At 65.7% G+C, this 23,219-nt stretch carries 22 protein-coding genes; 19 read left to right on the forward strand and 3 right to left on the reverse strand.

Annotated elements, in window-relative coordinates; genetic code table 11:
- Positions 1–11: 11 nt before the first annotated feature.
- The 16 genes from IB274_RS13415 (at position 12) to IB274_RS13490 (ending at position 16,476) form a co-directional block, all read left to right on the forward strand.
- Entirely contained in the window at positions 12–1,370 is a 1,359-nt protein-coding gene (locus IB274_RS13415; RefSeq protein WP_192432430.1) for an 8-oxoguanine deaminase, read from the forward strand.
- Positions 1,371–2,225: 855 nt separating this feature from the next.
- Complete coding sequence (locus IB274_RS30135) at positions 2,226–2,978, forward strand: methyl-accepting chemotaxis protein (protein WP_401087813.1); 753 nt, start codon at positions 2,226–2,228, stop codon at positions 2,976–2,978.
- A gap of 170 nt (positions 2,979–3,148) precedes the next feature.
- Positions 3,149–3,514 carry a response regulator gene (locus tag IB274_RS13425; RefSeq protein ID WP_192432432.1) on the forward strand — a complete coding sequence of 122 codons (366 nt, stop codon included), beginning with the start codon at positions 3,149–3,151 and terminating at the stop codon, positions 3,512–3,514.
- Positions 3,515–3,525: 11 nt separating this feature from the next.
- Positions 3,526–5,421, forward strand: a complete 1,896-nt coding sequence (locus IB274_RS13430; protein ID WP_192432433.1) for a chemotaxis protein CheA — start codon at positions 3,526–3,528, stop codon at positions 5,419–5,421.
- The gene (locus tag IB274_RS13435) at positions 5,408–5,893 is read left to right on the forward strand and encodes a chemotaxis protein CheW (protein WP_192432434.1); all 486 of its coding nucleotides are present in this window, start codon (positions 5,408–5,410) and stop codon (positions 5,891–5,893) included. Before IB274_RS13430 ends, IB274_RS13435 begins: the two co-directional genes overlap by 14 nt.
- Positions 5,894–5,914: 21 nt before the next feature.
- Positions 5,915–7,939: a methyl-accepting chemotaxis protein gene (locus IB274_RS13440; RefSeq protein ID WP_192432435.1), complete on the forward strand. Its 2,025-nt coding sequence runs from the start codon at positions 5,915–5,917 to the stop codon at positions 7,937–7,939.
- Between the two features lie 286 nt (positions 7,940–8,225).
- A complete protein-coding gene (locus IB274_RS13445) occupies positions 8,226–9,068 on the forward strand; it encodes a CheR family methyltransferase (RefSeq protein WP_192432436.1) in 843 nt (280 codons plus the stop codon).
- The gene (gene cheD / locus IB274_RS13450) at positions 9,068–9,661 is read left to right on the forward strand and encodes a chemoreceptor glutamine deamidase CheD (RefSeq protein ID WP_192432437.1); all 594 of its coding nucleotides are present in this window, start codon (positions 9,068–9,070) and stop codon (positions 9,659–9,661) included. The genes IB274_RS13445 and cheD overlap by 1 nt, the downstream gene beginning before the upstream one ends.
- 15 nt (positions 9,662–9,676) lie before the next feature.
- Complete coding sequence (locus tag IB274_RS13455) at positions 9,677–10,732, forward strand: protein-glutamate methylesterase/protein-glutamine glutaminase (protein WP_192432438.1); 1,056 nt, start codon at positions 9,677–9,679, stop codon at positions 10,730–10,732.
- A 188-nt stretch (positions 10,733–10,920) separates the two neighbouring features.
- Positions 10,921–12,909, forward strand: coding sequence for a biofilm regulation protein phosphatase SiaA (gene siaA, locus IB274_RS13460; RefSeq protein ID WP_192432439.1), 1,989 nt, complete (start codon positions 10,921–10,923; stop codon positions 12,907–12,909).
- A gap of 10 nt (positions 12,910–12,919) precedes the next feature.
- Positions 12,920–13,462, forward strand: a complete 543-nt coding sequence (gene siaB, locus IB274_RS13465) for a biofilm regulation protein kinase SiaB (protein WP_192432440.1) — start codon at positions 12,920–12,922, stop codon at positions 13,460–13,462.
- Between the two features lie 25 nt (positions 13,463–13,487).
- Positions 13,488–13,868 (forward strand): biofilm regulation phosphoprotein SiaC, encoded by a 381-nt coding sequence (gene siaC, locus IB274_RS13470; RefSeq protein ID WP_192432441.1) that lies wholly within the window; start codon positions 13,488–13,490, stop codon positions 13,866–13,868.
- 5 nt (positions 13,869–13,873) lie between these two features.
- The gene (siaD, locus tag IB274_RS13475; protein ID WP_225614844.1) at positions 13,874–14,662 is read left to right on the forward strand and encodes a biofilm regulation diguanylate cyclase SiaD; all 789 of its coding nucleotides are present in this window, start codon (positions 13,874–13,876) and stop codon (positions 14,660–14,662) included.
- A gap of 89 nt (positions 14,663–14,751) precedes the next feature.
- Positions 14,752–15,558, forward strand: a complete 807-nt coding sequence (locus IB274_RS13480) for an NYN domain-containing protein (RefSeq protein ID WP_192432442.1) — start codon at positions 14,752–14,754, stop codon at positions 15,556–15,558.
- A gap of 72 nt (positions 15,559–15,630) precedes the next feature.
- On the forward strand, positions 15,631–15,945 hold the full coding sequence (locus IB274_RS13485) for a DUF2845 domain-containing protein (RefSeq protein ID WP_192432443.1): 315 nt from the start codon (positions 15,631–15,633) through the stop codon (positions 15,943–15,945).
- Positions 15,946–16,050: 105 nt separating this feature from the next.
- Positions 16,051–16,476 carry a GNAT family N-acetyltransferase gene (locus IB274_RS13490; RefSeq protein WP_192432444.1) on the forward strand — a complete coding sequence of 142 codons (426 nt, stop codon included), beginning with the start codon at positions 16,051–16,053 and terminating at the stop codon, positions 16,474–16,476.
- A 107-nt stretch (positions 16,477–16,583) separates the two neighbouring features.
- Here the strand turns inward: IB274_RS13490 and IB274_RS13495 are convergent, their stop codons facing one another.
- The 3 genes from IB274_RS13495 to IB274_RS13505 form a co-directional block, all read right to left on the reverse strand.
- Positions 16,584–18,080, reverse strand: a complete 1,497-nt coding sequence (locus IB274_RS13495; protein ID WP_024766243.1) for a CoA-acylating methylmalonate-semialdehyde dehydrogenase — start codon at positions 18,078–18,080, stop codon at positions 16,584–16,586.
- A 176-nt stretch (positions 18,081–18,256) separates the two neighbouring features.
- On the reverse strand, positions 18,257–18,568 hold the full coding sequence (locus IB274_RS13500) for a cupin domain-containing protein (protein ID WP_192432445.1): 312 nt from the start codon (positions 18,566–18,568) through the stop codon (positions 18,257–18,259).
- Positions 18,569–19,915: an aspartate aminotransferase family protein gene (locus IB274_RS13505; RefSeq protein WP_081518871.1), complete on the reverse strand. Its 1,347-nt coding sequence runs from the start codon at positions 19,913–19,915 to the stop codon at positions 18,569–18,571. It lies immediately after the preceding gene.
- A 152-nt stretch (positions 19,916–20,067) separates the two neighbouring features.
- Here IB274_RS13505 and IB274_RS13510 point away from each other — a divergent pair, with 152 nt between their 5' ends.
- The 3 genes from IB274_RS13510 (at position 20,068) to IB274_RS13520 (ending at position 23,122) form a co-directional block, all read left to right on the forward strand.
- Positions 20,068–20,988 (forward strand): LysR family transcriptional regulator, encoded by a 921-nt coding sequence (locus IB274_RS13510; RefSeq protein WP_192432446.1) that lies wholly within the window; start codon positions 20,068–20,070, stop codon positions 20,986–20,988.
- Between the two features lie 391 nt (positions 20,989–21,379).
- On the forward strand, positions 21,380–22,708 hold the full coding sequence (locus IB274_RS13515; protein WP_192432447.1) for a flavin-containing monooxygenase: 1,329 nt from the start codon (positions 21,380–21,382) through the stop codon (positions 22,706–22,708).
- A gap of 3 nt (positions 22,709–22,711) precedes the next feature.
- Positions 22,712–23,122, forward strand: coding sequence for a RidA family protein (locus IB274_RS13520; protein WP_015474916.1), 411 nt, complete (start codon positions 22,712–22,714; stop codon positions 23,120–23,122).
- Positions 23,123–23,219 lie beyond the last annotated feature (97 nt).

The following is a 23,219-nucleotide window of genomic DNA, read 5'->3' on the forward strand; positions in this document are numbered from 1 at the left end:
AGAACTCACCCATGTCTTCCCCGCGTCTCTGGCTGCGCAACCCGCTGGCCATCTTCACCGCCAACGACCTCGACGCCCGTGGCGGCATCGTCGTCCAAGACGGTCGCATCGTCGAACTGGTCGCTGCCGGCCAGCAACCCTCGGCTCCCGTTCAGCAGACCTTCGATGCCAGCCAGCACGTGCTGACGCCCGGCCTGATCAACACCCATCACCACTTCTACCAGACCCTCACACGCGCCTGGGCGCCGGTGGTGAACCAGCCGTTGTTCCCCTGGCTGAAGACCCTCTACCCGGTGTGGGCGCGCCTGACTCCCGAGCAGCTCGGGGTGGCCACCAAGGTCGCCCTGGCAGAACTGCTGCTGTCGGGCTGCACCACCGCCGCCGACCACCACTACCTGTTCCCCGACGGCCTGGAGCAGGCCATCGACGTGCAGGCCGGCGTGGTCCAGGAACTGGGCATGCGCGCCATGCTCACCCGTGGCTCCATGAGCCTGGGCGAAGCCGACGGCGGCCTGCCGCCGCAACAGACCGTACAGAGCGCCGAGGACATCCTCGAAGACAGCCAGCGCCTGATCCGCGAATACCACCAGCGCGGCGAAGGCGCCCAGGTTCAGATCGCCCTGGCGCCCTGCTCACCGTTCTCGGTCACCCCAGAAATCATGCGCGCCAGCGCCGAACTGGCCGAGCGCGAGGACGTGCGCCTGCACACCCACCTCGCCGAAACCCTCGACGAGGAAGACTTCTGCCTGCAGCGCTTCGGCCAGCGCACCGTGGACTACCTGGACAGCGTCGGCTGGCTCGGCCCGCGCACCTGGCTGGCCCATGGCATCCACTTCAACGACGAGGAAATCCGCCGCCTGGGCGAAGCCGGCACCGGCGTCTGCCACTGCCCGAGCTCGAACATGCGGCTCGCCTCGGGCATCTGCCCGACCGTGGCGCTGGAAGCCGCCGGCGCGCCGGTGGGCATCGGCGTGGATGGTTCGGCCTCCAACGACGCCTCCAACATGATCCTCGAAGCGCGCCAGGCGCTGTACATCCAACGCCTGCGCTACGGCGCCGAGCAGATCACCCCGGAACGCGCGCTGGGCTGGGCCACGAAGGGTTCAGCGAAGCTCATCGGCCGCAGCGACATCGGCGAGCTGGCCGTGGGCAAGCAGGCGGACCTGGCCCTGTTCAAGCTCGACGAACTGCGCTTCTCCGGCAGCCACGACCCGCTCTCGGCCCTGCTGCTGTGCGGTGCCGACAAGGCCGACCGGATCATGATCGGCGGCGCCTGGCGGGTCATCGACGGCGAAGTCGAAGGCCTCGACCTCAAGCGCCTGATCGCCGACCACACCCAGGCGGCGCGCAAGCTGCTCGGTACGCTGTAAGCCCCCGACCGGGAGCATCCTGCGCTCGGGCCTCCCCTCTCCCCCGCCCTCTCCCTTCAGGGAGAGGGCGGGGGAGAGATTCAGCGGGAGGCGGTTGCGACCCACCTCTGTCTCACCTCTTCACCGTGGCTCAGGATGCCAATCCAGCCGGCACGTTTTGCCATCGAAAAATCGCTACAACCCGCGTCACACAAGGTCTGCGCCCTACCGCCCGTCGCCCGCCAGACAGTCATGACGGACCGTCATTCCAGCAAAAACCTCTCTAAATCAAGGCCCGCTGTGAGTTGGCAGGAAAATGCCGTCAATTTGACATCACAGAGAGGCCCTCTAGTTTTAAATCGCCGGGCCGAATTCCTGCTCAAGACGTAGTCAGCAGCCGTTGGGCCCGGTTACCGGCGCCCGGCAATGGAGTGCACTTCAATGCGCGATTCACAGTTGAACCCCCAGGCGGTTCAAGAAGCCGGCCAGGATTGGCCGCGGCGCCTCGTCATCCAGACCTTGCCCTGGGCGGTCGTGGCCGGGCTCTGCGCGGTCGGCGTGCCGTTCTGGTGGATGCTGCCGATCGGCTGGGTCTCCAGCCTGGTGCTGTGCAGCCTGCTCTGCGGCGCCAGCAAGACCGCCGTCGATGCCCAGGCCACCACCCTGCAGAACGACGAGCTGCCGCACTGGCTCCCCCTGCAGGAAGCCGTGGAAGGCCACCTGGCCTCGCTCAACGGCCACACTCACCAGATCGACAACCTCCTGCACCAGGCCATCCGCCAGCTCACCGACAGCTTTCACGCTCTCGCCGAGCGCATCGACATCCAGCGCGGCCTGTCCCACTCGCTGATCGAGCGCTACGACGGGCGCGGCCACATGGACGGCGATATCGACTTCCAGCGCTTCATCCACGCCACCCAGGAAACCCTCGGGCTGTTCGTAGAAGCCACCCTGGAGACCAGCCGCACCTCGCAGCAACTGGTGGAGCGCATGGACCGCGTGACGCACAAGATCGCCGAGATCCTGCAGTCCACCCAGGACATGGACGCCATCGCCAAGCAGACCAACCTGCTGGCACTCAACGCCGCCATCGAGGCCGCCCGCGCCGGTGAAAGCGGGCGTGGATTCGCCGTGGTGGCCGACGAGGTGCGCGCGCTGTCGACCCGCTCCACGCACTTCTCCCAGGCCATCCGCGAGCACGTCGACGTGGTCTATCGCGAGATCAAGGACGCCGAAGGCGCGATCAGCCAGCTGGCCGACAAGGACATGACCTTCGCCCTGGATTCGCGCCAGAAGATCCAGCGCATGCTTGACGAGCTCGACACCATGAACCAGCACACCGTGAAGGTGGTGCAGGAGCTGGACCGCATTTCTCTGGAAGTTGGCGACGGCGTCAACGCCGCTGTCACCGCCCTGCAGTTCCAGGACATGAGCAGCCAGCTGCTCGGCCAGATCGGCAAGCACAGCGCCCGCCTTGGCGCGCTCGCCGTCGGCCTGGGAGCGCTGGAAGGCCGCCCGCCCGGCGAGTGGAGCGAACGCCTGCGCGGCGAAGTCTCCGAGCTCGGCCGCCCCCTGAGCAACCCGGTCGCCCAGACCAGCCTGAGCGCTGGCGAGGTGGAACTGTTCTGACCTGAAGGCAACGCAGGAGCCCCGACATGCTGCAGTCCGTCTTCGAATACTTGGCCAACCTCGCTCTGATCGGCTGAGCCCACCCCACCATTTCCACGCGCCGGGATGGCGCGAGCACTTGTGCGCCTGGCGACACGCAAACGCATTGCAATCCGAGGAGAACCAACGCAATGGGAAAGCAGATTCTGATCGTCGATGACTCGGCCTCGATCCGGCAGATGCTGAGCTTCACGCTCAAATCCGCCGGCTACGAGGTGGACGAGGCCGTGGACGGCAAGGACGGCCTGGGCAAGGCCCAGCGCAAGGCCTACAACCTGGTCTTCACCGACCAGAACATGCCGAACATGGACGGCCTGACGCTGATCCGCAGCCTGCGCGACATGGCCGGCTACCGCGTCACGCCGATCCTCATGCTGACCACCGAATCCAGCGACGCCATGAAGCAGCAGGGCAAGAGTGCGGGCGCCACCGGCTGGCTGGTCAAGCCGTTCGACCCGCCGAAGCTGCTGGAAGTCACCCGCAAGGTCCTGCCCTAGGGGTATCGCCGATGGCCACTGGAATGGAGCAGTTCCTCCAGGTGTTCTTCGAGGAAACCGACGAGCACCTGGCGACCCTCGAACTCCTGCTCATCGGGCTCGACCTCGATCAGCCGGACGCCGAGACGCTCAATGGCATTTTCCGCGCGGCCCACTCGATCAAGGGCTCCAGCGGCATGTTCGGTTTCGACGACCTGACCGCGGTGACCCACGAGCTGGAAACCCTGCTCGACCGCATCCGCTGCGGGCAGACCGCCCTGCACACGGACATGATCGGCGTGTTCCTGGAAGCCCGCGACGTCCTGCAGCGCCTGCTCGACGCACACCGCAGCCAGGTGCCCGACCCGGACGTCCCGGTATCGGCCACCGTGGACCGCCTGCGCGCCTGGCTGGCAGAGCCTGTCGCAGTCGCCGCCGATGACGGATTCGGCCTGTTCGACGGCGCCCCCGCAGCGGCTGAAAACTGCGCCAGCGACGACGATACGTTCGGCTTCTTCGACGATGCGCCCGGCATGCCTGAAACCGCTGCCAGCAGCGAGGACTTCGGTTTCTTCGACGACGCCCCCGGCGCGCCGGACGTCAAACCCGTCGAGCCCTACGGCATTTTCGACAAGGCCCCCGGCGCCCCCGCGGCCGCCGCAGTGGTTACAGCACCAAGCGAGCAACCCAAGGCCGCGCCCGCCATTGCTGCCAAGCCCGCTGCCCGCACCGATAGCGAATCCAGCTCCATCCGCGTCAGCGTCGAGAAGATCGACAGCCTGATCAACCTGGTGGGGGAGCTGGTGATCACCCAGGCCATGCTCAGCCAGCTCAGCGAGGATCTCGATCCCACCCACTTCGAGCGCCTGCAGCAGGCCCTGGCGCAGCTGGAGCACAACACCCGCGACCTGCAGGAATCGGTGATGTCGATCCGCATGCTGCCGATCAGCTTCATCTTCAGCCGCTTCCCGCGCCTGGTGCACGACACCTCCGCGCGCCTGGGCAAGCAGGTCGAACTGATCCTCCAGGGCGAGCACACCGAGCTGGACAAGAGCGTCATCGAGAAGCTCAGCGACCCGCTCACCCACATCGTCCGCAACAGCATCGACCACGGCATCGAGACGCCCGCCGAACGCCTGGCCGCCGGCAAGCCGGCACAGGGTTCGGTGAAGCTCGCCGCCAGCCACCAGGGCGGCAGCGTGGTGGTGGAAATCTCCGATGACGGCCGCGGCCTGTCCCGCGAGCGCATCCTCGCCAAGGCCCGTGAAAAGGGCTTGGCCGTGCACGACGGGATGACCGACGCTGACGTCTGGCAACTGATCTTCATGCCCGGCTTCTCCACCGCCGAAGCGGTCACCGAGCTGTCCGGCCGGGGCGTGGGCATGGACGTGGTGCGGCGCAACATCCAGGCCATGGGCGGGCGGATCGACATCGATTCCGCGCCGGGCATGGGCACGCGCATGTGCATCCGCCTGCCGCTGACCCTGGCCATCCTCGACGGCCTGATCGTCGCCGTGGAGAAGGTCAACTACGTGGTGCCGCTGACCTACATCGTCGAGTCGCTGCAGGCCCGCGCCGACGACGTGCGCGGCCTGGCTGGCGAGGAGTCGACGGTGATCCGCGTGCGCGGCGAATACCTGCCGCTGTTCTCCCTCAACCAGCTACTGCGCATCGGCGCGGCGCCAGTGCCGCCGGAGCAGGGGATCGTGGTGATCCTCGAATCCGAGGGCAAGAGCTTCGCCCTGCAAGTGGACGAGCTGGTCGGCCAGCAGCAGGTGGTGATCAAGAGCCTGGAACAGAACTTCCGCCGGATCGACGGGATCGCCGGCGCCACCATCATGGGCGACGGCAGCGTCGCCCTGATCCTCGATGTCGATGCCCTGCCGCGTCTGGCAGCACAAGGAGAATCCACTCATGAGCGCAGCTGAAGCCACCGCGGTGACGAGCCCGGTGCAGGAATACCTGACCTTCACCCTGGGCCGCGAGGAATATGCCATCGACATCCTGCGGGTGCAGGAGATCCGTGGCTACGACCAGGTCACGGCGATCGCCAACGCCCCCGCCTTCATCAAGGGCGTGATCAACCTGCGCGGGGCCATCGTTCCCATCGTCGACCTGCGTATCAAGTTCAACCTGGCCGACATCAGCTATGACCAGTTCACCGTGGTGATCATCCTCAACGTCGGCCGGCGCATCGTCGGTGCGGTGGTGGACTCGGTCTCCGACGTGATCGCCCTGGCCGGCGAGGAGCTCAAGCCGCGCCCGGAATTCGCCGCCAGCTTCGACACCGAGTACCTGCTGGGCCTGGCCACCGCCGGTGAGCGGATGCTCATCCTGGTGGACATCGAAAAACTCATGACCAGCCGTGAAATGGCGCTGGTCGACGAAACCGCCGCCTGATCGCGACCGAGGATAATCAACATGGGTCTGTTCAACGCACACGCCGTGGCGCAGCAACGCGCCGACCGCATCACCGCCATCCTCCACAGCCTGGTGGACGGCAACCTCGACGTCGCCATCGGCGAAGCCCCGGCTGCTGGTTATGAGCGCCTCTACGACGGACTGCGCAGCGTCCAGCGCAACCTGCGCGAGCAGCGCGCCGAGCAGGCCCAGGTGGAAGCCCTGGAAGCCGGCCTGGTGGAGATGACCCGCCAGCACGAGTTGGGCTGGATCGACGAGGTGATCCCGGTGGACAAGTTCGCCGGCCGCCCGGCGCGCATCGCCAAGGGCATCAACGACCTGGTCGCCGCGCACATCGCGGTGAAGATGCGCGTCGTCGCCACCGTCACCGCCTACGGCAAGGGCGACTACTCGGTGGACATGGACCGCCTGCCCGGCAAGAAGGCCATCATCACCGAAGCCATCGATGGCGTGCGCGACAGCCTCAAGGCCAACGCGGATGCCGCCGAGTACAACGCGCGGATCAAGAGCGCGCTGGATAACGTCTCGGCCAACGTGATGATCGCCAACAACGACCTCGAGATCATCTACATGAACCGCACGGTGACCGAGATGCTCGGCAACGCCGAAGCCGACATCCGCAAGCAGCTGCCGAACTTCAACGCCAGCCGCCTGATGGGCGCCAACATCGACATGTTCCACAAGAACCCGGCGCATCAGCGTGGCATGCTCGCGCACCTCACCGCGCGGCATAAGGCCGAGCTGAGCCTGGGCGGACGCCGCTTCGCCCTGGACGTGGTGCCGGTGTTCAACGACGCCGGCGAGCGCCTGGGCTCGGCCGTGCAGTGGACCGACCGCACCGAGGAATTCCGCGCCGAGCAGGAAGTCTCGCAACTGGTGGACGCCGCCGTCGCCGGCGACTTCACCAAGCGCATCGAGGCCGCGAACAAAGAGGGCTTCTTCCTGAAGATCGCCACCGGCCTGAACAACCTGGTGGACACCGCCGACAAGGGCCTGCGCGACGTCACCCGCGTGCTCGGCGCGCTGGCCCAGGGCGACCTGACCCAGCGCATCGATGCCGACTACCAGGGCACCTTCGGCGAGCTCAAGGACTACGCCAACGAAACTGCGCAGAGCCTGTCGCGGATGCTCGGACAGATTCGCGAAGCAGCCGACACCATCCACACCGCCGCCAGCGAGATCGCCAGCGGCAACGCCGAGCTCTCAACCCGCACCGAGCAGCAGGCCTCCAGCCTGGAAGAAACCGCATCGAGCATGGAAGAGCTGACCAGCACCGTGAAGCTCAACGCCGAGAACGCCCGCCAGGCCAACTCGCTGGCGGTGAACGCCTCCGAAGTCGCCACCGAAGGCGGCAGCGTGGTGCAGAAGGTGGTGGGCACCATGTCGGCCATCAACGACTCGGCGCGCAAGATCGCCGACATCATCGGGGTGATCGACGGCATCGCCTTCCAGACCAACATCCTCGCCCTCAACGCCGCGGTGGAAGCGGCGCGCGCCGGGGAGCAGGGCCGCGGCTTCGCGGTGGTGGCCGGTGAGGTGCGCACCCTGGCGCAGCGCTCCGCCGCCGCCGCCAAGGAGATCAAGACGCTGATCAACGACTCGGTGGACAAGGTCGAGAGCGGCAACAGCCTGGTCGCCCAGGCCGGCCAGACCATGAGTGACATCGTGGTCGCGATCAAGCGCGTCACCGACATCATGGCCGAGATCGCCGCCGCGTCCGCGGAGCAGAGCAGCGGCATCGAGGAAGTGAACGGCGCCGTGTCGCAGATGGACGAGATGACCCAGCAGAACGCCGCGCTGGTGGAAGAAGCCGCCGCCTCGGCCGAGGCCCTGCAGGAGCAGGCCGGCATGCTCAACCAGCAGGTCGGGGTGTTCAAGCTCGAATCCATCGCCGCCACCGTGGTGCCGCTGGCTTCCGCCCGCCCGGCCCGCGCCGAGCCGACCGCGCACACCTCGCGCGCCGCCCGCGGCGTGGCCAAGGCGGTGCGCGCCAAGGGTAAAGAGGACGACTGGGAAGAGTTCTGATCGGGCGGGGCTGAGGGATGGCGGCGGCCGGAGCAATGGGAGGGTCGGCCGCCGCGCGCGGACCAGGGATGGTCAGGCGATGAACGTTGATGTAGGCGCCAAGAGCCCCTCACCCTAACCCTCTCCCTCTCCCTCTGGGAGAGGGTTAGGGTGAGGGTAGTGCCCGCGCAGATCTTTCCCGATACCACGAGGCCGCATAACGCCACAGGCGTTATCCGCCATCGCGGCGGATAACCCGTGCCGGGTTATGCGCCCTACGCAACCTGCTCACCACCGAGACCACCCGATGTCGATCAACCTGCCCGCCCCCGAGCACGAGTTCCACTACACCCGCCGGGACTTCCAGCAGGTGCGCGAGCGCCTCTACCGGCACGCCGGCATCAGCCTCTCGGAGAACAAGCAGCAGCTGGTCTACAGCCGCCTCTCGCGGCGCCTGCGCAGCCTGCGCCTGGGCAGCTTCGCCGAGTACTTCGCCTACCTGGAGAGCCACGAGGAAGAGTGGCAGCAGTTCGTCAACGCGCTGACCACCAACCTCACCGCCTTCTTCCGCGAGAAGCACCACTTCGAGCACCTGGGCCGCTTCGCCGCCGATCAGTTGCAGGACCACCAGCCGCTGCGCTTCTGGTCCACCGCCTCGAGCACCGGCGAGGAGCCCTACTCCATGGCCATGACCCTGGTGGACGCGCTGGGCAGCTTCGCCCCGCCCATCGAGCTGATCGCCTCGGACATCGACACCGGCGTGCTCGGCCAGGCGCGCCAGGGCATCTACCCGCTGGAGCGCATCGAGGCGCTGAGCCCCGCGCAGAAGAAGCGCTTCTTCCTTCGTGGCACCGGCGGCAACGCCGGCAAGGCGCGGGTGGTGCGCGAGCTCCGGCAGATGATCGACTACCGGCAGATCAACCTGCTCGACCGCGACTGGGGCATTGCCGGAGGCCTGGACGCGATCTTCTGCCGCAACGTGATGATCTATTTCGACAAGCCGACCCAGACCCGCCTGCTCGAACGCATGGTGCGCCTGCTGCGCCCCGGCGGGCTGTTCTTCGCCGGGCACTCGGAAAACTTCGTCCATGCCAGCCACCTGGTGCGCTCGGTGGGGCGCACCACCTACCAGGCGGTAGGGAGCCAGTGATGGGCGCGGCCCTGGACCAACCCAACCGCTACTACGACCCGCGCTTCGGCATGGAGGCGGTGAAGCTGCTGCCCGGCGAGTGCTACGTCACCGCAGAGCCGGTGATGCTGGTCACGGTGCTCGGTTCCTGTGTCTCGGTCTGCCTGCGCGACCGCAACAGCGGTCTGGGCGGCATGAACCATTTCATGCTGCCCGGCGACACCGGTGTGCAGGGCCTGCTGTCCAATTCCGGGCGCTATGGCGTACACGCCATGGACCTGCTGATCAGCGGCCTGATGCGGCGCGGGGGCCAGCGCCGGTACTTCGAGGCCAAGGTGTTCGGCGGCGGCTCGGTGCTGAAGAACCTCAGCGCCGACGTCGGCCAGCGCAACGTCGAGTTCGTCCTGCAGTACCTGGAGGACGAGGGCATCCCGCTGACCGCCCACGACCTGCTCGACGTGCACCCGCGCAAGGTCTACTTCTTCCCCGGCAGCGGCCGGGTGCTGGTGCGCAAGCTGCGCACCCTGGCCAACGACACGGTGCTGCAGCGCGAGCGGCAGTATTGCCAGCAACTGTCCCGTCGGGAGCGCGGCGGGAGCATCGACCTGTTCTGAACGGAGGGACAAGCGATGGCCGTCAAGGTCCTGATCGTCGACGACTCGGCGCTGATTCGCAGCCTGCTCAAGGACATCATTCAGAACGATCCGGAACTGCAACTGGTGGGCGCCGCACCTGACGCCTTCGTCGCCCGCGACCTGATCAAGCAGCACTCGCCGGATGTCATCACCCTCGACGTGGAAATGCCGCGCATGGACGGCCTGACCTTTCTCGACAGGCTGATGAAGGGCCGGCCGACGCCGGTGCTGATGATCTCCTCGCTCACCGAGAAGGGCTCCGAAGCCACCCTGCGCGCGCTGGAGTTGGGCGCCATCGACTTCATCGCCAAGCCGCGCCTGGGCATCGCCGAGGGCATGCAAGCCTACGCCGAGGAAATCTGCGCCAAGCTCAAGGCCGCCGCCCGCGCGCGCCTGCCCCGCGCCCGTCCCATCGTGTCGTCCGACGCACCGGCAACGAGCAGTGCGCCACTGCTGAGCACCGAGAAAATCTTCGCCATCGGCGCTTCTACCGGCGGCACCGAGGCGATCAAGGAAGTCCTGCTGGGCCTGCCGCCGGACTGCCCCGGCACCGTGATCACGCTGCACATGCCGCCGGGTTTCACCAAGTCCTACGCGGACAGACTGGACCGTCAGACGCGCCTTTCAGTGCGCGAAGCCCGCGACGGCGACCGCATCCTACCCGGCCACGTGCTGCTCGCCCCCGGCGACTTCCACATGGAAGTGCAGCGCAGCGGCGCCAACTACGTCGTGCGCCTGCACCGCGAGGCTGCGGTAAATGGACACAGGCCGGCGGTGGACGTGATGTTCAACTCCCTCGCCCGCTGCGCCGGGCGCAACCTCATCGCCGCCTTGCTCACCGGCATGGGCAAGGATGGGGCCCGCGGCTTGCAAGCGATCCGCCAGGCCGGCGGCCACACCGTCGCCCAGGACGAGGCCACCTGCGTGGTCTACGGCATGCCCCGCGAGGCAGTAGAGCTGGGCGCGGCGAAGGAAGTCCTGCCGCTGGAACGCATAGCAGGCTCGCTCCTACAGCAGGCGCGCCAGAGCGGAAGTGGGAACAGAGTCTAGTTCTGCAGGAATCATCTCCATACGCTGAGCGCCTTTTCCCACAGCGTCTAGACTCCGGCCAATCGACTGGCGCCAATAATATGGCGATTCGATATCAATTTGGTTTGATTGTGCCCGTATACAAAATGCACAATTGAGCTTTCGCCAAAAGACCGGCACACGGCGGGCGTAGGGGAATTGAGATAGCCATGGCGGCAAGATGGGGGTTGCGCGGCAAATCGGTGGTGGCATTGCTCATCGCCTGTCTCCTGGCGCTGGTACCGGCAGTCATGCTGGGCTGGAAGGCCATGGAGGACATCCGCACGCATTTCGGCCTCGCCTTCGCGAGAAACTTCACGCTGCTCAACCAGCAGAAGATCATCGCTCCGGTTATTCGCGAGCTGGCGCTCTCGCGGCGCCTGGCCGAGTCAGTGGTAACGCAGGACTGGCTGCTGTCCGAGAACGACCCGGCACGCCGTGCGCTGTTCTTCCGTGAAGCCGAAGGCTTCCGCGCGGACCAGCACAACTACTCCTACTTCGTCGTGGTGGACTCCTCGCACCACTACTACTTCAACGACTCCAATTCCCCGCTCTCCAATTCCCCGCGCTACACCCTGAGCCGGGACGACCCCAAGGACTCCTGGTATTTCGACACCCTCGCGCGCGATGAGCCGTACAACATCAACGTCGACTACAACGAGAAACTGAAGGTCACCAAGGTCTGGTTCAACATGGTGGTGCGCGCCGGCAACGAGAAAGTCGGCCTGGCCGGCGGCGGCCTCGATCTCACCGAGTTCCTCGACCAGTTCATCTCGCGCCGTGAGGCCGGGGTGACGCCGATGATCGTCGATCCCGAGGGCGCCATCCAGGCGCACCCGGACACCCGCCTGATCGCCTACAACTCCGGCTCCAGCGGTCAGGCCAAGCATCACGTCTACGACCTGCTGGCCAATGACCAGGAACGCACCGCGCTGCGCCAGACCCTGCGCCAGGCAGAGACCAACCCCGGCGAAGTCGAAACCATGTGGGGCACCATCGACGGCAAGGAACAGCTGATCGCCACCGCCTACATTCCGCAGTTGCGCTGGCACGTACTCAGCGCCATCGACCTGCATGCCGCGCAGGTTCTGGACAGCCGCTGGATCTGGCCGCTGGTGGGCACCCTCGCCGGGCTGCTGGCGATCCTGCTGATCGGCTTCGCCTACACCGTCGATCTGCTGGTGCTGCGCCCGCTGCGCGGCCTCAAGCAGTCGGCCAAGGCCATCGCCGCCGGGCAATACGACAGCCCGCTGCCACGCACCCGCCTGGACGAGATCGGCGAGCTGTCCAGCGCCTTCGCCAGCATGGCCGACCAGGTCCGCCGGCACACCGAGGAGTTGGAAGACAAGGTCCAGCAGCGCACCCAGGCGCTGGAGGCGGCCAACCGCGAGATGGCCGCCGCGCAGAAAAAGATCGGCGACTCCATCGACTACGCCAGCCTGATCCAGCGCGCCATCCTTCCCGACCGCCAGTTGCAGGCCTCTCTGGGCGAGCACCATTTCGTCCTGTGGAAACCGCGCGACGTGGTCGGCGGCGACTTCTACATCTATCGCGAAGGCCCGCGAGACAGCCTGATCGGCGTGGTCGACTGCGCCGGCCACGGCGTGCCCGGCGCGCTGATGACCATGCTCGCCCTGGCTGCCATCGACCACGCCATCGACAGTGTGAAGAGCCACGACCCGGCGGCCATCCTGCGCGAGACCGACCACGTGATGCGCGGCATGCTCGGCCAGGAAGAATTCACCCACTCGCTGGCGACCAACATGGACGCCGGCCTGGTGCGCGTCGACCACCAGCGCAAGCTGCTGCACTTCTCCGGGGCGAAGATTTCCCTGTTCGCCAGCGACGGCAAAGACGTGCGCGAGTACAAGGGCGCGCGCCGCGCCATCGGCGACAAGCGCCAGGGCGACTATCAGGACGTGGAAATCCCGATGGAAGCCGGCTGGACCTATTACCTGTGCACCGACGGCTTCCTCGACCAGGCAGGCGGCGAGCACGGCTTCGGCTTCGGCAACAGCCGCTTCGCCGATCTGTTGCTCAACCACGCGCGCCGACCATTGGCCGAGCAGGCCGATGTGTTCGCCGCTACCCTCGCCCATTACCAGGGTGAGCAGCCGCAGCGCGACGACATCACCATTCTCTCTTTCCGCTTCGACTAGGGGTTAATCCATGGAATCGCTAGATCTGTTGGCCATGCGCGAGAGTTTCACCCGGCAACGTATCTTGCTCTGCTTCAACGGGCCCATCTCGCGCAGCCTGATCGAGGAAATCGGCCACGCGCTGCGCAACTACCTGCAGGCCGAGCAGGCGCACCCCAGCGAAGCGATGGACGTGTTCGCCGTCTATATCGAGATGACCCAGAACATACGCCACTACGCCACCCAGCGCGGCTACAACGAGCAGGAGGCCTCGGCCACTGTGGCGATTGCCCGCAATGACGAAGGCCACTATGTGGTCTCCGCAGGCAACCTGGTGGAACTGGCTGACGGGCAGGGCCTGGTGCGCAGCATCGAAGGCATCGCCGGGCTCGACAAGGTCCAGCTCAAGGCGGCCTACAAGGAACAGCTGCGCCGCCCACGCGACGCCGAAGCCTCCACCGGCGCAGGTCTCGGCCTGCTGGACATCGCCCGCAAGTCCAGCGCGCCGCTCAAGACCTCCCTCACCGAACAACCCGACGGCCGCGCCTTCTTCAGCCTGCGCGCCGTGATCTGAACCGCGAAATTCAGGAAGACCCGACATGAGCGATCTCAACGTCACCGGAACCCAATCCACCCCACAGATCCACGGCGACTGGCAGGCCGGCATCCTCGCGATGCAAGGCGACTCCTACCCGGAGAACTCCTTCGAGCTGTTCGGCCAGGTCATCGAGTGGGTCGAACGCTTCCTCACCCAGGAACAGCGCCCGCTGGAACTCGACCTGCGCCTGCTGTACCTCAACACCAGCTCGATCAAGGCCATGATGGACATCTTCGACCTGCTCGAAGAAGCCCACGGCCAGGGCCGTGTCACCCGCGTGGCGTGGCACTACGACCGACGCAACGAGCGCGTCGCCGAACTGGCCGAGGAATTCCGCGAGGACTGTACCTTCCCGTTCGTCATCCAAGCCTACGACGAGTAAGAGCCATGACTAGCGAGCGCGAGCTGGACCTGCTAATCGAAGAGCTGCTGGCCGACCCCCAGTACGAAGGCCACCCCCTGCGCGAGGCCCTGTACCAGAAGCACCAGCAATCCCTCGACCAGCTCGCGCGCCTGGAGCGCATCGCACGGATTTCCGACGGTTTCCAGTCCATGGCCCGGGCGCAGAACAGCACGCTGTCCGAGCGCTACCACAAGCAGCTGCGCCAGCTGGAAAAGGTCGCCCGCATCTCCGACCGCTACCAGGACATGATGCGCGATCTGAACATCGCGCTGAAGGAAGCCTCGACCCACGACACCCTCACCGGCATCGCCAATCGCCGCCTGCTGATGGAACGCCTGCGCGAAGAAAGCGAACGCGCCCAGCGCCACGGCGAGTCCTACGTGCTGGCCATGCTCGACGTCGACCGCTTCAAGCAGGTCAACGACACCTGGGGCCACGAAGTGGGCGACCGCGTGCTGGTGGAAATCGGCCGCGCCATGGAATCCGCCCTGCGCCAGTACGACCTCTGCGGTCGCTGGGGTGGCGAGGAATTCCTGCTGATCCTCCCCGATACCCGCCTGGCGGACGCCGCCGCCATCATCGAGCGCGTACGCAACGACATCCGCTGCCTGGCTGTACGCGTGGGCACCAACGCCCTGTCCGTCACCGCCAGCTTCGGCGTAGCCGAGCACCAGCCGGGCGAAAGCTATTCCCAGACCCTCAGCCGCGCCGACGCCGCCCTGCTGGACGCCAAGCGCAGCGGGCGCGACAAGTGCGAGTTCGCCACGGCATAAGCCCTCGCGCGGGCACCGCGACATCCCCACGGCTAGCATCCCGCGGCGAAGCCGATTAAGGTCCATGGACCGCATGGAAAGGATGCAGCATGGCCAACAAGTCTCCCTCCCCTCGCCAGCAGACCCATCTCGCCGTCCTGATCGACGCCGACAACGCCCCCGCCGCCATCGTCGAAGGCCTGTTCGAGGAGATCGCCAAGTACGGCGTCGCCAGCGTCAAACGCATCTACGGCGACTGGACCAAGCCCAACCTGGGCAAATGGAAGCAGGTGCTGCTGGACCACTCCATCCAGCCCATGCAGCAGTTCGCCTACACCAGCGGCAAGAATGCCACCGACAGCGCGTTGATCATCGACGCCATGGACCTGCTCTACACCCGCCGCTTCGACGGCTTCTGCCTGGTTTCCAGCGACAGCGACTTCACCCGCCTGGCCGCGCGCCTGCGCGAGGAGGGCCTGACCGTCTACGGCTTCGGCGAGGAAAAGACGCCCAAGCCCTTCGTCTCCGCCTGCGACAAATTCATCTACACCGAGATCCTGCGCGCAGCGCCAGAGCACGTCGCCGAACCCGCACCGAGCACCGACAAGGCCGTCGCCCCGAGCACCGCCGAAGCGCCCAGGTCCGCCAGCAAACCCAAGTCGCAGAAAGTCCCGCTGGACTTTATCGCCAAGGTGCTCGACGACATCGACGGCGACGATGATGACTGGGTGCAACTGGGCGCCCTGGGACAGAACATCAGCAAGCTGCAGCCGGCGTTCGATCCGCGCCTGTACGGCTTCAAGAAGCTCAGCGACCTGATCAAGGGCCACCCCAAGCGCTTCGAACTGCAGGCGCGGGGCATCGGCAACACCGGCGGCAAGGACTTGTACGTGCGCAATGCCGGCCCGGTGCGTTAAGCCTGCGTCAGCTCAATGCAGCGTCACTTCCCAGTCGTTAGGGTTGACCTTGAACCTGCAACGGAGCCGCCCATGCGTCCCTGGCTGATAGCCCTGCTCCTGACCCTCGCTGCCGGTGCTGCCCACGCCGGCACGCTGCGCTGCGGCACCAGCCTGATCAACGAAGGCGACCCGATGGACGAAGTGCTCGCCAAGTGCGGGCAGCCGGACAAGCGTGTCGTCACACCGCCCACAAAGCCAAGGCGCGGACCGGACGGCAAATTCATCCCCGGCCAGCCGCAGCTGGAAACCTGGATGTACGGCCCGAACAACGGTGCCTATCGCTACCTTTTCTTCCGCGACACGCAACTGCAATTGATCAACACCACGCGCAAGGAACTGCTCTGAGCGCGCCGCGCTATTCGTACCTGTACGCCCGCCGCTACCAAAGGTGCCTACCCATCGTGGCGGCATCTCCCTAGACTGGTCGCCTTCGCCAATCCGGAGGGCACCATGCAAAGCCAATTCGATTTCACCCTTGGCATCGACCCACAGGCACGCGACGTCGTGGTCAAGGGGCTGCTCGCCTATAACCTGGGCCAGATGGGCCGCAGCAACACCTACGACGACTTCGAACTCTACGCCCGCAGCGAAGACGGCGAAGTGGTCGGCGGCATGTTCGGCCAATCCGGCATGGGCTGGCTCTACATCGACTACCTCTGGCTGCAGGACGACCAGCGCGGCAGCGGCCTGGGCAGCCAGCTCATCGCCCTCGCCGAAGACGAAGCCCGCCGCCGCGGCTGCGTTGGCCTGTTCCTCTACACCTACAGCTTCCAGGCTCCCGGCTTCTACGAGAAACAGGGCTTCGAGCGCATGGGCGTGCTGGAAGACTGCCCGCCGGGGCATCAGCGTATCTACCTGAAGAAGCACCTGGGCTGATTACCAGGCTTTGCGCAGGCGAGGCTGTTCTTGCACCGCGCCTTCGTTCCCCTGAAATGAAAAAGGCCGGTCATCAGACCGGCCTTTTTCTTATCGCTTATTCACCATCAGCCATTGCTGGGGAAGGCGAACTGCGCCGCTTCGTGCGACTTGCGCTGCGGCCAGCGCTGGGTGATGGCTTTGCGCTTGGTGTAGAAGCGCACACCATCCGGGCCGTAGGCGTGCAGGTCGCCGAACAGCGAGCGCTTCCAGCCGCCGAAGCTGTGGTAGGCCACCGGTACTGGCAGCGGTACGTTGACGCCGACCATGCCGACTTCGATCTCGTCGCAGAACAGGCGGGCCGCTTCACCGTCACGGGTGAAGATGCAGGTGCCGTTGCCGTATTCGTGGTCGTTGATCAGCTGCATGGCTTCTTCCAGGCTGTTCACGCGCACGATGCAGAGCACCGGGCCGAAGATTTCTTCCTGGTAGATGGTCATGTCCGGGGTGACCTTGTCGAACAGGGTACCGCCGACGAAGAAGCCGTTCTCGTGCCCGGCCACCTTGTAGTTGCGGCCGTCGACCAGCAGCTGGGCACCCTGCTCGACGCCGGCGTCGATGTAGCCGGTGACTTTCTGCTGGGCTGCGCCGGTAACCAGCGGGCCCATGTCCAGGCCGCAGGAAGTGCCGGCGCCGATCTTCAGGGCCTTGATCTGCGGAACGATCTTCTCGACCAGCGCGTCGCCGATCTGGTCGCCCACGCAAACGGCCACGGAGATGGCCATGCAGCGCTCGCCGCAGGAGCCATAGGCCGCACCCATCAGGGCGCTGACGGCGTTGTCCAGGTCGCAGTCGGGCATCAGAACGGCGTGGTTTTTGGCGCCGCCCAGGGCCTGTACGCGCTTGCCGCGCTTGGTGCCTTCGGAATAGATGTATTCAGCGATCGGAGTCGAGCCAACGAAGCTCAGCGCCTTCACTTCCGGTGCTTCGATCAGCGCGTCCACGGCGGTCTTATCGCCGTGCACCACGTTCAGCACACCTTTGGGCAGGCCGGCTTCTTCGAAGAGTTCGGCGATCAGCAGGGTGGAGCTCGGGTCACGCTCGGACGGCTTGAGGATGAAGGTGTTGCCGCAGGCGATGGCCAGCGGGTACATCCACAGCGGCACCATGGCCGGGAAGTTGAACGGGGTGATGCCGGCGACCACGCCGATCGGCTGGAAGTCGCTCCAGGCGTCGATGTTCGGGCCGACATTGCGGCTGTATTCGCCTTTCAGGATTTCCGGGGCAGCGCTGGCGTATTCGACGTTCTCGATGCCGCGCTTGAGCTCACCGGCAGCGTCTTCCAGGGTCTTGCCGTGTTCTTCGCTGATCAGCTGGCTGATGCGTGCTTCGTTGGCTTCGAGCAGTTGCTTGAAGCGGAACAACACCTGGGCGCGCTTGGCCGGGGGGGTGTTGCGCCAGGCCGGGAAGGCGGCCTTGGCGGCGTCGATGGCCTGCTGGACGGTTTCGCGGCTGGCCAGCGGGACCTTGCGGATGGCTTCGCCGGTGGACGGGTTGAAGACGTCGGCGGTACGGCCAGTGTCGGCGATCATCTCGCCGCCGATCAGGTGCTTGACGGTGGTCATGGGAAGTCTCTTCTCGCTTGAGTGGTTCGGGTGAAGGGCTTCAAGAGCCCCTCTCCCCAACCCTCTCCCTAAGGGGAGAGGGGGCTTGTTCGGAGTGTGGACAAAGCCGCGTGGCTCGCCGGGAACTGCACTTTAAAAGGAGTTTCCCGGCTACGCCTTCTCGCGTGCCCGCGCACTCAGGGGCTGTGCGGGTGGTCGTCGCTCTTGAGCTCGATCTCGATGAACGCCACTTCGTGATCGCAGGGATTGATCACGTTGTGCTCGGTACCGATCTGACGGGTGTAGCTCGCACCCAGGACCAGCGGCGCGCGCCGCTCGCCCTCGGGGGTTTCCAGCAGCAGTTCGCCGTTGGTCACCGGGACCACGACGTATTCCATGCCGTGGCGGTGCCAGCCAGTCTCGGCGCCGGGGGCGAAGCGCCACTCGGTGACCAGGACCTTGTCGTTATCGATCTGTACCGTCGGGACGGCCTTCGGACGCTCACCCACTTACGCGACCCCGTTGAGGGCATCGCCCACGGCGCTGAACAGGCGGTCCAGGTCCTCGGGCTTGGCGTTGAAGGTCGGGCCGAACTGCAGGGTGTCGCCGCCGAAGCGCACGTAGAAGCCTTCTTTCCACAGCTTCATGCTGGCTTCGAACGGACGCACGATGGCATCGCCGTCACGGGCGCCAATCTGAATCGCGCCGGCCAGGCCGCAGTTGCGGATGTCGATGACGTTCTTCGCGCCCTTCAGGCCGTGCAGAGCCTTCTCGAAGTACGGAGCCAGCTCCAGCGATTGCTGAATCAGGTTCTCTTTTTCCAGCAGGTCCAGCGCGGCGATACCGGCGGCGCAAGCGACCGGATGCGCGGAGTAGGTGTAGCCATGACCGAACTCGACAGCGTATTCCGGCAGGTTCTGGCCCATGAAGGTGTCGTAGATTTCGCTGCTGGCGATCACCGCGCCCATGGGAATGGCACCGTTGGTGACCTGCTTGGCGACGTTCATGATGTCCGGCTTCACGCCGAAGAACTCGGCGCCGGTGGCCTTGCCCATACGACCGAAGGCGGTGATCACTTCGTCGAAGATCAGCAGGATGTTGTGCTGGTCGCAGATTTCGCGCAGGCGCTGCAGGTAGCCCTTCGGCGGCACCAGCACGCCGGCGGAACCGGACATCGGCTCGACGATGACCGCAGCGATGTTCGACGCGTCATGCAGCTCGATCAGCTTCAGCAGTTCGTTGGCCAGCTCGACGCCGCCGGTTTCGGCCATGCCCTTGGTGAAGGCCATGCCCGGTTGCAGGGTATGCGGCAGGTGGTCGACATCCATCAGTTGGCCGAACATCTTGCGGTTGCCACCGATGCCGCCCAGAGCTGTGCCGGCGACGTTCACGCCGTGGTAGCCACGGGCGCGGCCGATCAGCTTGGTCTTCTGTGCCTGGCCTTTCAGGCGCCAGTAGGCGCGGGCCATCTTGATCGAGGTGTCGGCGCACTCGGAGCCGGAACCGGTGAAGAACACGTGGTCGAGACCGGCCGGGGTCAGCTGGGTGATCTTCTCGGCCAGCTTGAAGGACAGCGGGTGGCCGTACTGGAAGGCCGGGGAGTAGTCGAGGGTGGTCAGCTGTTTGGCGACCGCGTCGGCGATTTCCTTGCGCGAGTGACCGGCGCCACAGGTCCACAAGCCCGACAGGCTGTCGTAGATCTTGCGGCCCTGGTCGTCCACCAGCCAGCTGCCTTCGGCGGCGACGATGATGCGCGGGTCTTTATGGAAGTTGCGGTTGGCGCTGAAGGGCATCCAGTGGGCCTTCAGGTTCAGTTCGCTGGCCACCGACGGGGTGACGTTCACTTGCTGGTTCATGCAGCTTGTCCTCGAAGACAGTCTTGTTGGGCTTGCAGGCCGCATCGTTTTTGGTGCGATGGGAGCTGCTCTTGTGGATTAAGAGTGGGCCTGACTTAACGTGAGTTAAAGCTTATTCTTCTTACGTTCAGTTTCGGATTGGTAAAACTAAAATGGCGAAACAACGAGCGCCTTCCCTGGGCCAGGTCAGCGACTTCGAGATCCGCCTGCTGCGCATCTTCAAAACCATAGTCGAGTGCGGCAGCTTCTCGGCCGCCGAGAGCACGCTGGGCATCAGCCGCTCGGCGATCAGCCTGCACATGGGCGACCTGGAAAAGCGCCTGGGCATGCGCCTGTGCCAGCGCGGCCGTGCAGGCTTCGCGCTGACCGACGAGGGCCGCGAGGTGTACCGCGCGACCCAGTCGCTGCTGGCGGCGCTGGAGGGCTTCCGCGCCGAAGTGAACGAGCTGCACCAGCACCTGCGCGGCGAGCTGAACATCGGCATCATCAACAACCTGGTGACCCTGCCGCAGATGCGCATCACCCACGCCCTGCGTGCGCTCAAGGCCAGCGGGCCGGGCGTGCGGATCAACATCGGCATGACCACGCCCAACGAGATCGAGCTGGGAGTTCTCGACGGACGGTTGCATGTGGGCGTGGTACCGCTCATCAGTCCGCTGTCGGGGCTGGAGTATTCCGCTCTCTATGAGGAGCGTTCGCTGCTGTTCTGCAGCCAGGAACACCCGCTGTTCGGGCGTGAAGATGCGGGCATCACCGTGCAGGAGATCCATGCCTGCGACGCGGTGGCGCCGAGCTACCGCATCCCGGCCGAGGCGCAGGAGCGGCATCAGGAGCTCTCCGGCAACGCCGCCGCCTCCGACCGCGAGGGCATGGCTTTCCTGATTCTCACGGGCAGTTATATCGGCTACCTGCCCGACCACTACGCCGCCGACTGGGTCGCCCAGGGTCGCCTGCGCGCGCTGCGGCCGGAGCGCTTCCACTACGACATCCCGCTGACCGTGGTGACCCGCAAGGGCCGCCGGCCGAACCTGGTGCTGGAGCGGTTCCTCGAGGCGGTGGCCCAGAGCCGTTGAGCCAATCGAGAAGGCCGGCGTAGGGGGGATAACGTTCGACGTTATCCGCCGTTACACCGGTGCTACAAGGCACTCCGCGCTCTGCCTGGGCATCAGCAGCAAGTCACGGCGCAACGGCGTACAACCGCGAACGGTTGTACGCCCTACGATTTGATCCGACGCGCAGAAACCACATCCTGCCTATCCAATTTGTCGCCCCAGCCACCAAAAATCCTATAGCCCCTGCCCTGCAGCCCGCGGGCCGCGGGGTTTGCGTGGGTGCAGCTTTTCCCTAGCCTGCGACTACAAAAAACATAATTTCGCTAATCCCAGCCTCTGAACAGAATGCGGCCAACACCTCATCGCTAGCCGCAACAAGAACAAACGTGATCAGAGTCTGAGGAAGCAAGCCATGACCGACCTGAATCCAGGCGCCTTCGGCAAGAAGTCGCTTGATAACCTGGAAATCGACACGCTGGTCGTTGGCGCCGGACAAGCCGGCGTGGCCATGAGCGAGCACCTGACCCAGCAGGGCGTGCCGCACATCGTGCTGGAAAAGAGCCGCATCGCCGAAGCCTGGCGCACCGGTCGCTGGGACTCGCTGGTCGCCAACGGCCCGGCCTGGCACGACCGCTTCCCGAACATGGAATTCCCGGTCGGCCCGGACGATTTCCCGCACAAGGAGCAGGTGGCGGATTACTTCGTCGCCTACGCCAAGCAGTTCAACGCGCCGATCCGCACCGGCGTGGAAGTGAAGAAGGTCACCCGCAACGAAGGCCGCCCCGGCTTCACCGTGGAAACCTCCGAGGGCACTATCCAGGCCCTGCGCGTCGTCTCCGCCACCGGCCCGTTCCAGCGCCCGGTGATCCCGGCCATTGCGCCGAAGGACGAAGGCCTGTACCAGATCCACTCGGCCAAGTACTACAACCCGCAGCAACTGCCCGAAGGCGCCGTGCTGGTGATCGGCGCCGGCTCTTCCGGCGTGCAGATCGCCGACGAGCTGAACCGCGCGGGCAAGAAGACCTACCTGTCCGTGGGCGCCCATGACCGTCCGCCGCGCGCTTACCGCAACCGCGACTTCGTCTGGTGGCTGGGCGTGCTCGGCCTGTGGGACGCCGAGGAAGTGCAACCGGGTCGCGAGCACGTGACCATCGCCGTGAGCGGTGCCCGTGGTGGCGAGACCATCGACTTCCGTCGCCTGGCCAACGAGGGCATCACCCTTACCGGCCTCACCAAGTCCTTTGCCGACGGCAAGGTGAGCTTCCAGGACGACCTGGTGGCCAACCTGAAAGCCGGCGACGACAACTACCTCGGCCTGCTCGACGCCGCCGACGCCTATATCGAGCGCAACGGCCTGGACCTGCCGCTGGAGCCGGAGGCCCGCAAGGTCTTCGCCGATGCCGAGTGCATCCGCAATCCGATCCAGGAGCTGGACCTCGCCGACGCCGGCATCACCGCGATCATCTGGGCCACCGGCTACGCCGTGGACTTCAACTGGCTGCAGGTCGATGCCTTCGACGACAAGGGCAAGCCCAAGCACCAGCGCGGCGTGTCCCGCGAGCCGGGCGTGTACTTCGTCGGCCTGCCGTGGCTGTCCCGCCGCGGCTCCACCTTCATCTGGGGCGTCTGGCATGACGCCAAGCACGTGGCCGGCCACATCGCCACCCAGCGCCGTTACGTCGAATATCAGGACGCCTCGCAGCGCGAAGGCTCCGTACCCAAAGCCGCATCCTGGGAGTAAGAGATGCCTACCCATACTCGCATTCGCATGTTCAACACCAAGGACACCTACCCGAACCAGACCCTGGACAACGACCTCTGCCAGGCCGTGCGTGCCGGCAACACCGTGTACGTGCGCGGCCAGGTCGGTACCGACTTCGAGGGCAACCTGGTAGGGCTGGGTGACCCGCGTGCTCAGGCCGAGCAGGCGATGAAGAACGTCAAGCAACTGCTGGAAGAAGCCGGCAGCGACCTGTCGCACATCGTCAAGACCACCACCTACCTGATCGACCCGCGCTACCGCGAGCCGGTGTACCAGGAAGTCGGCAAGTGGCTGAAGGGCGTGTTCCCGATCTCCACCGGCCTGGTGGTCTCGGCCCTCGGCCAGCCGCAGTGGCTGATGGAAATCGACGTCATCGCGGTCATTCCGGACTGATCGATGAACTGAAAGACGGTGCGGCGACGCGGGACTTCCTGCCTCGCCGCTTCGTCGTTTGTGCAGGTTTGCGCGACTAGAACAAGCAAAGGAGCCA

This window comes from Pseudomonas sp. PDM18, assembly GCF_014852585.1.
In the GTDB taxonomy this organism is placed as follows: domain Bacteria; phylum Pseudomonadota; class Gammaproteobacteria; order Pseudomonadales; family Pseudomonadaceae; genus Pseudomonas.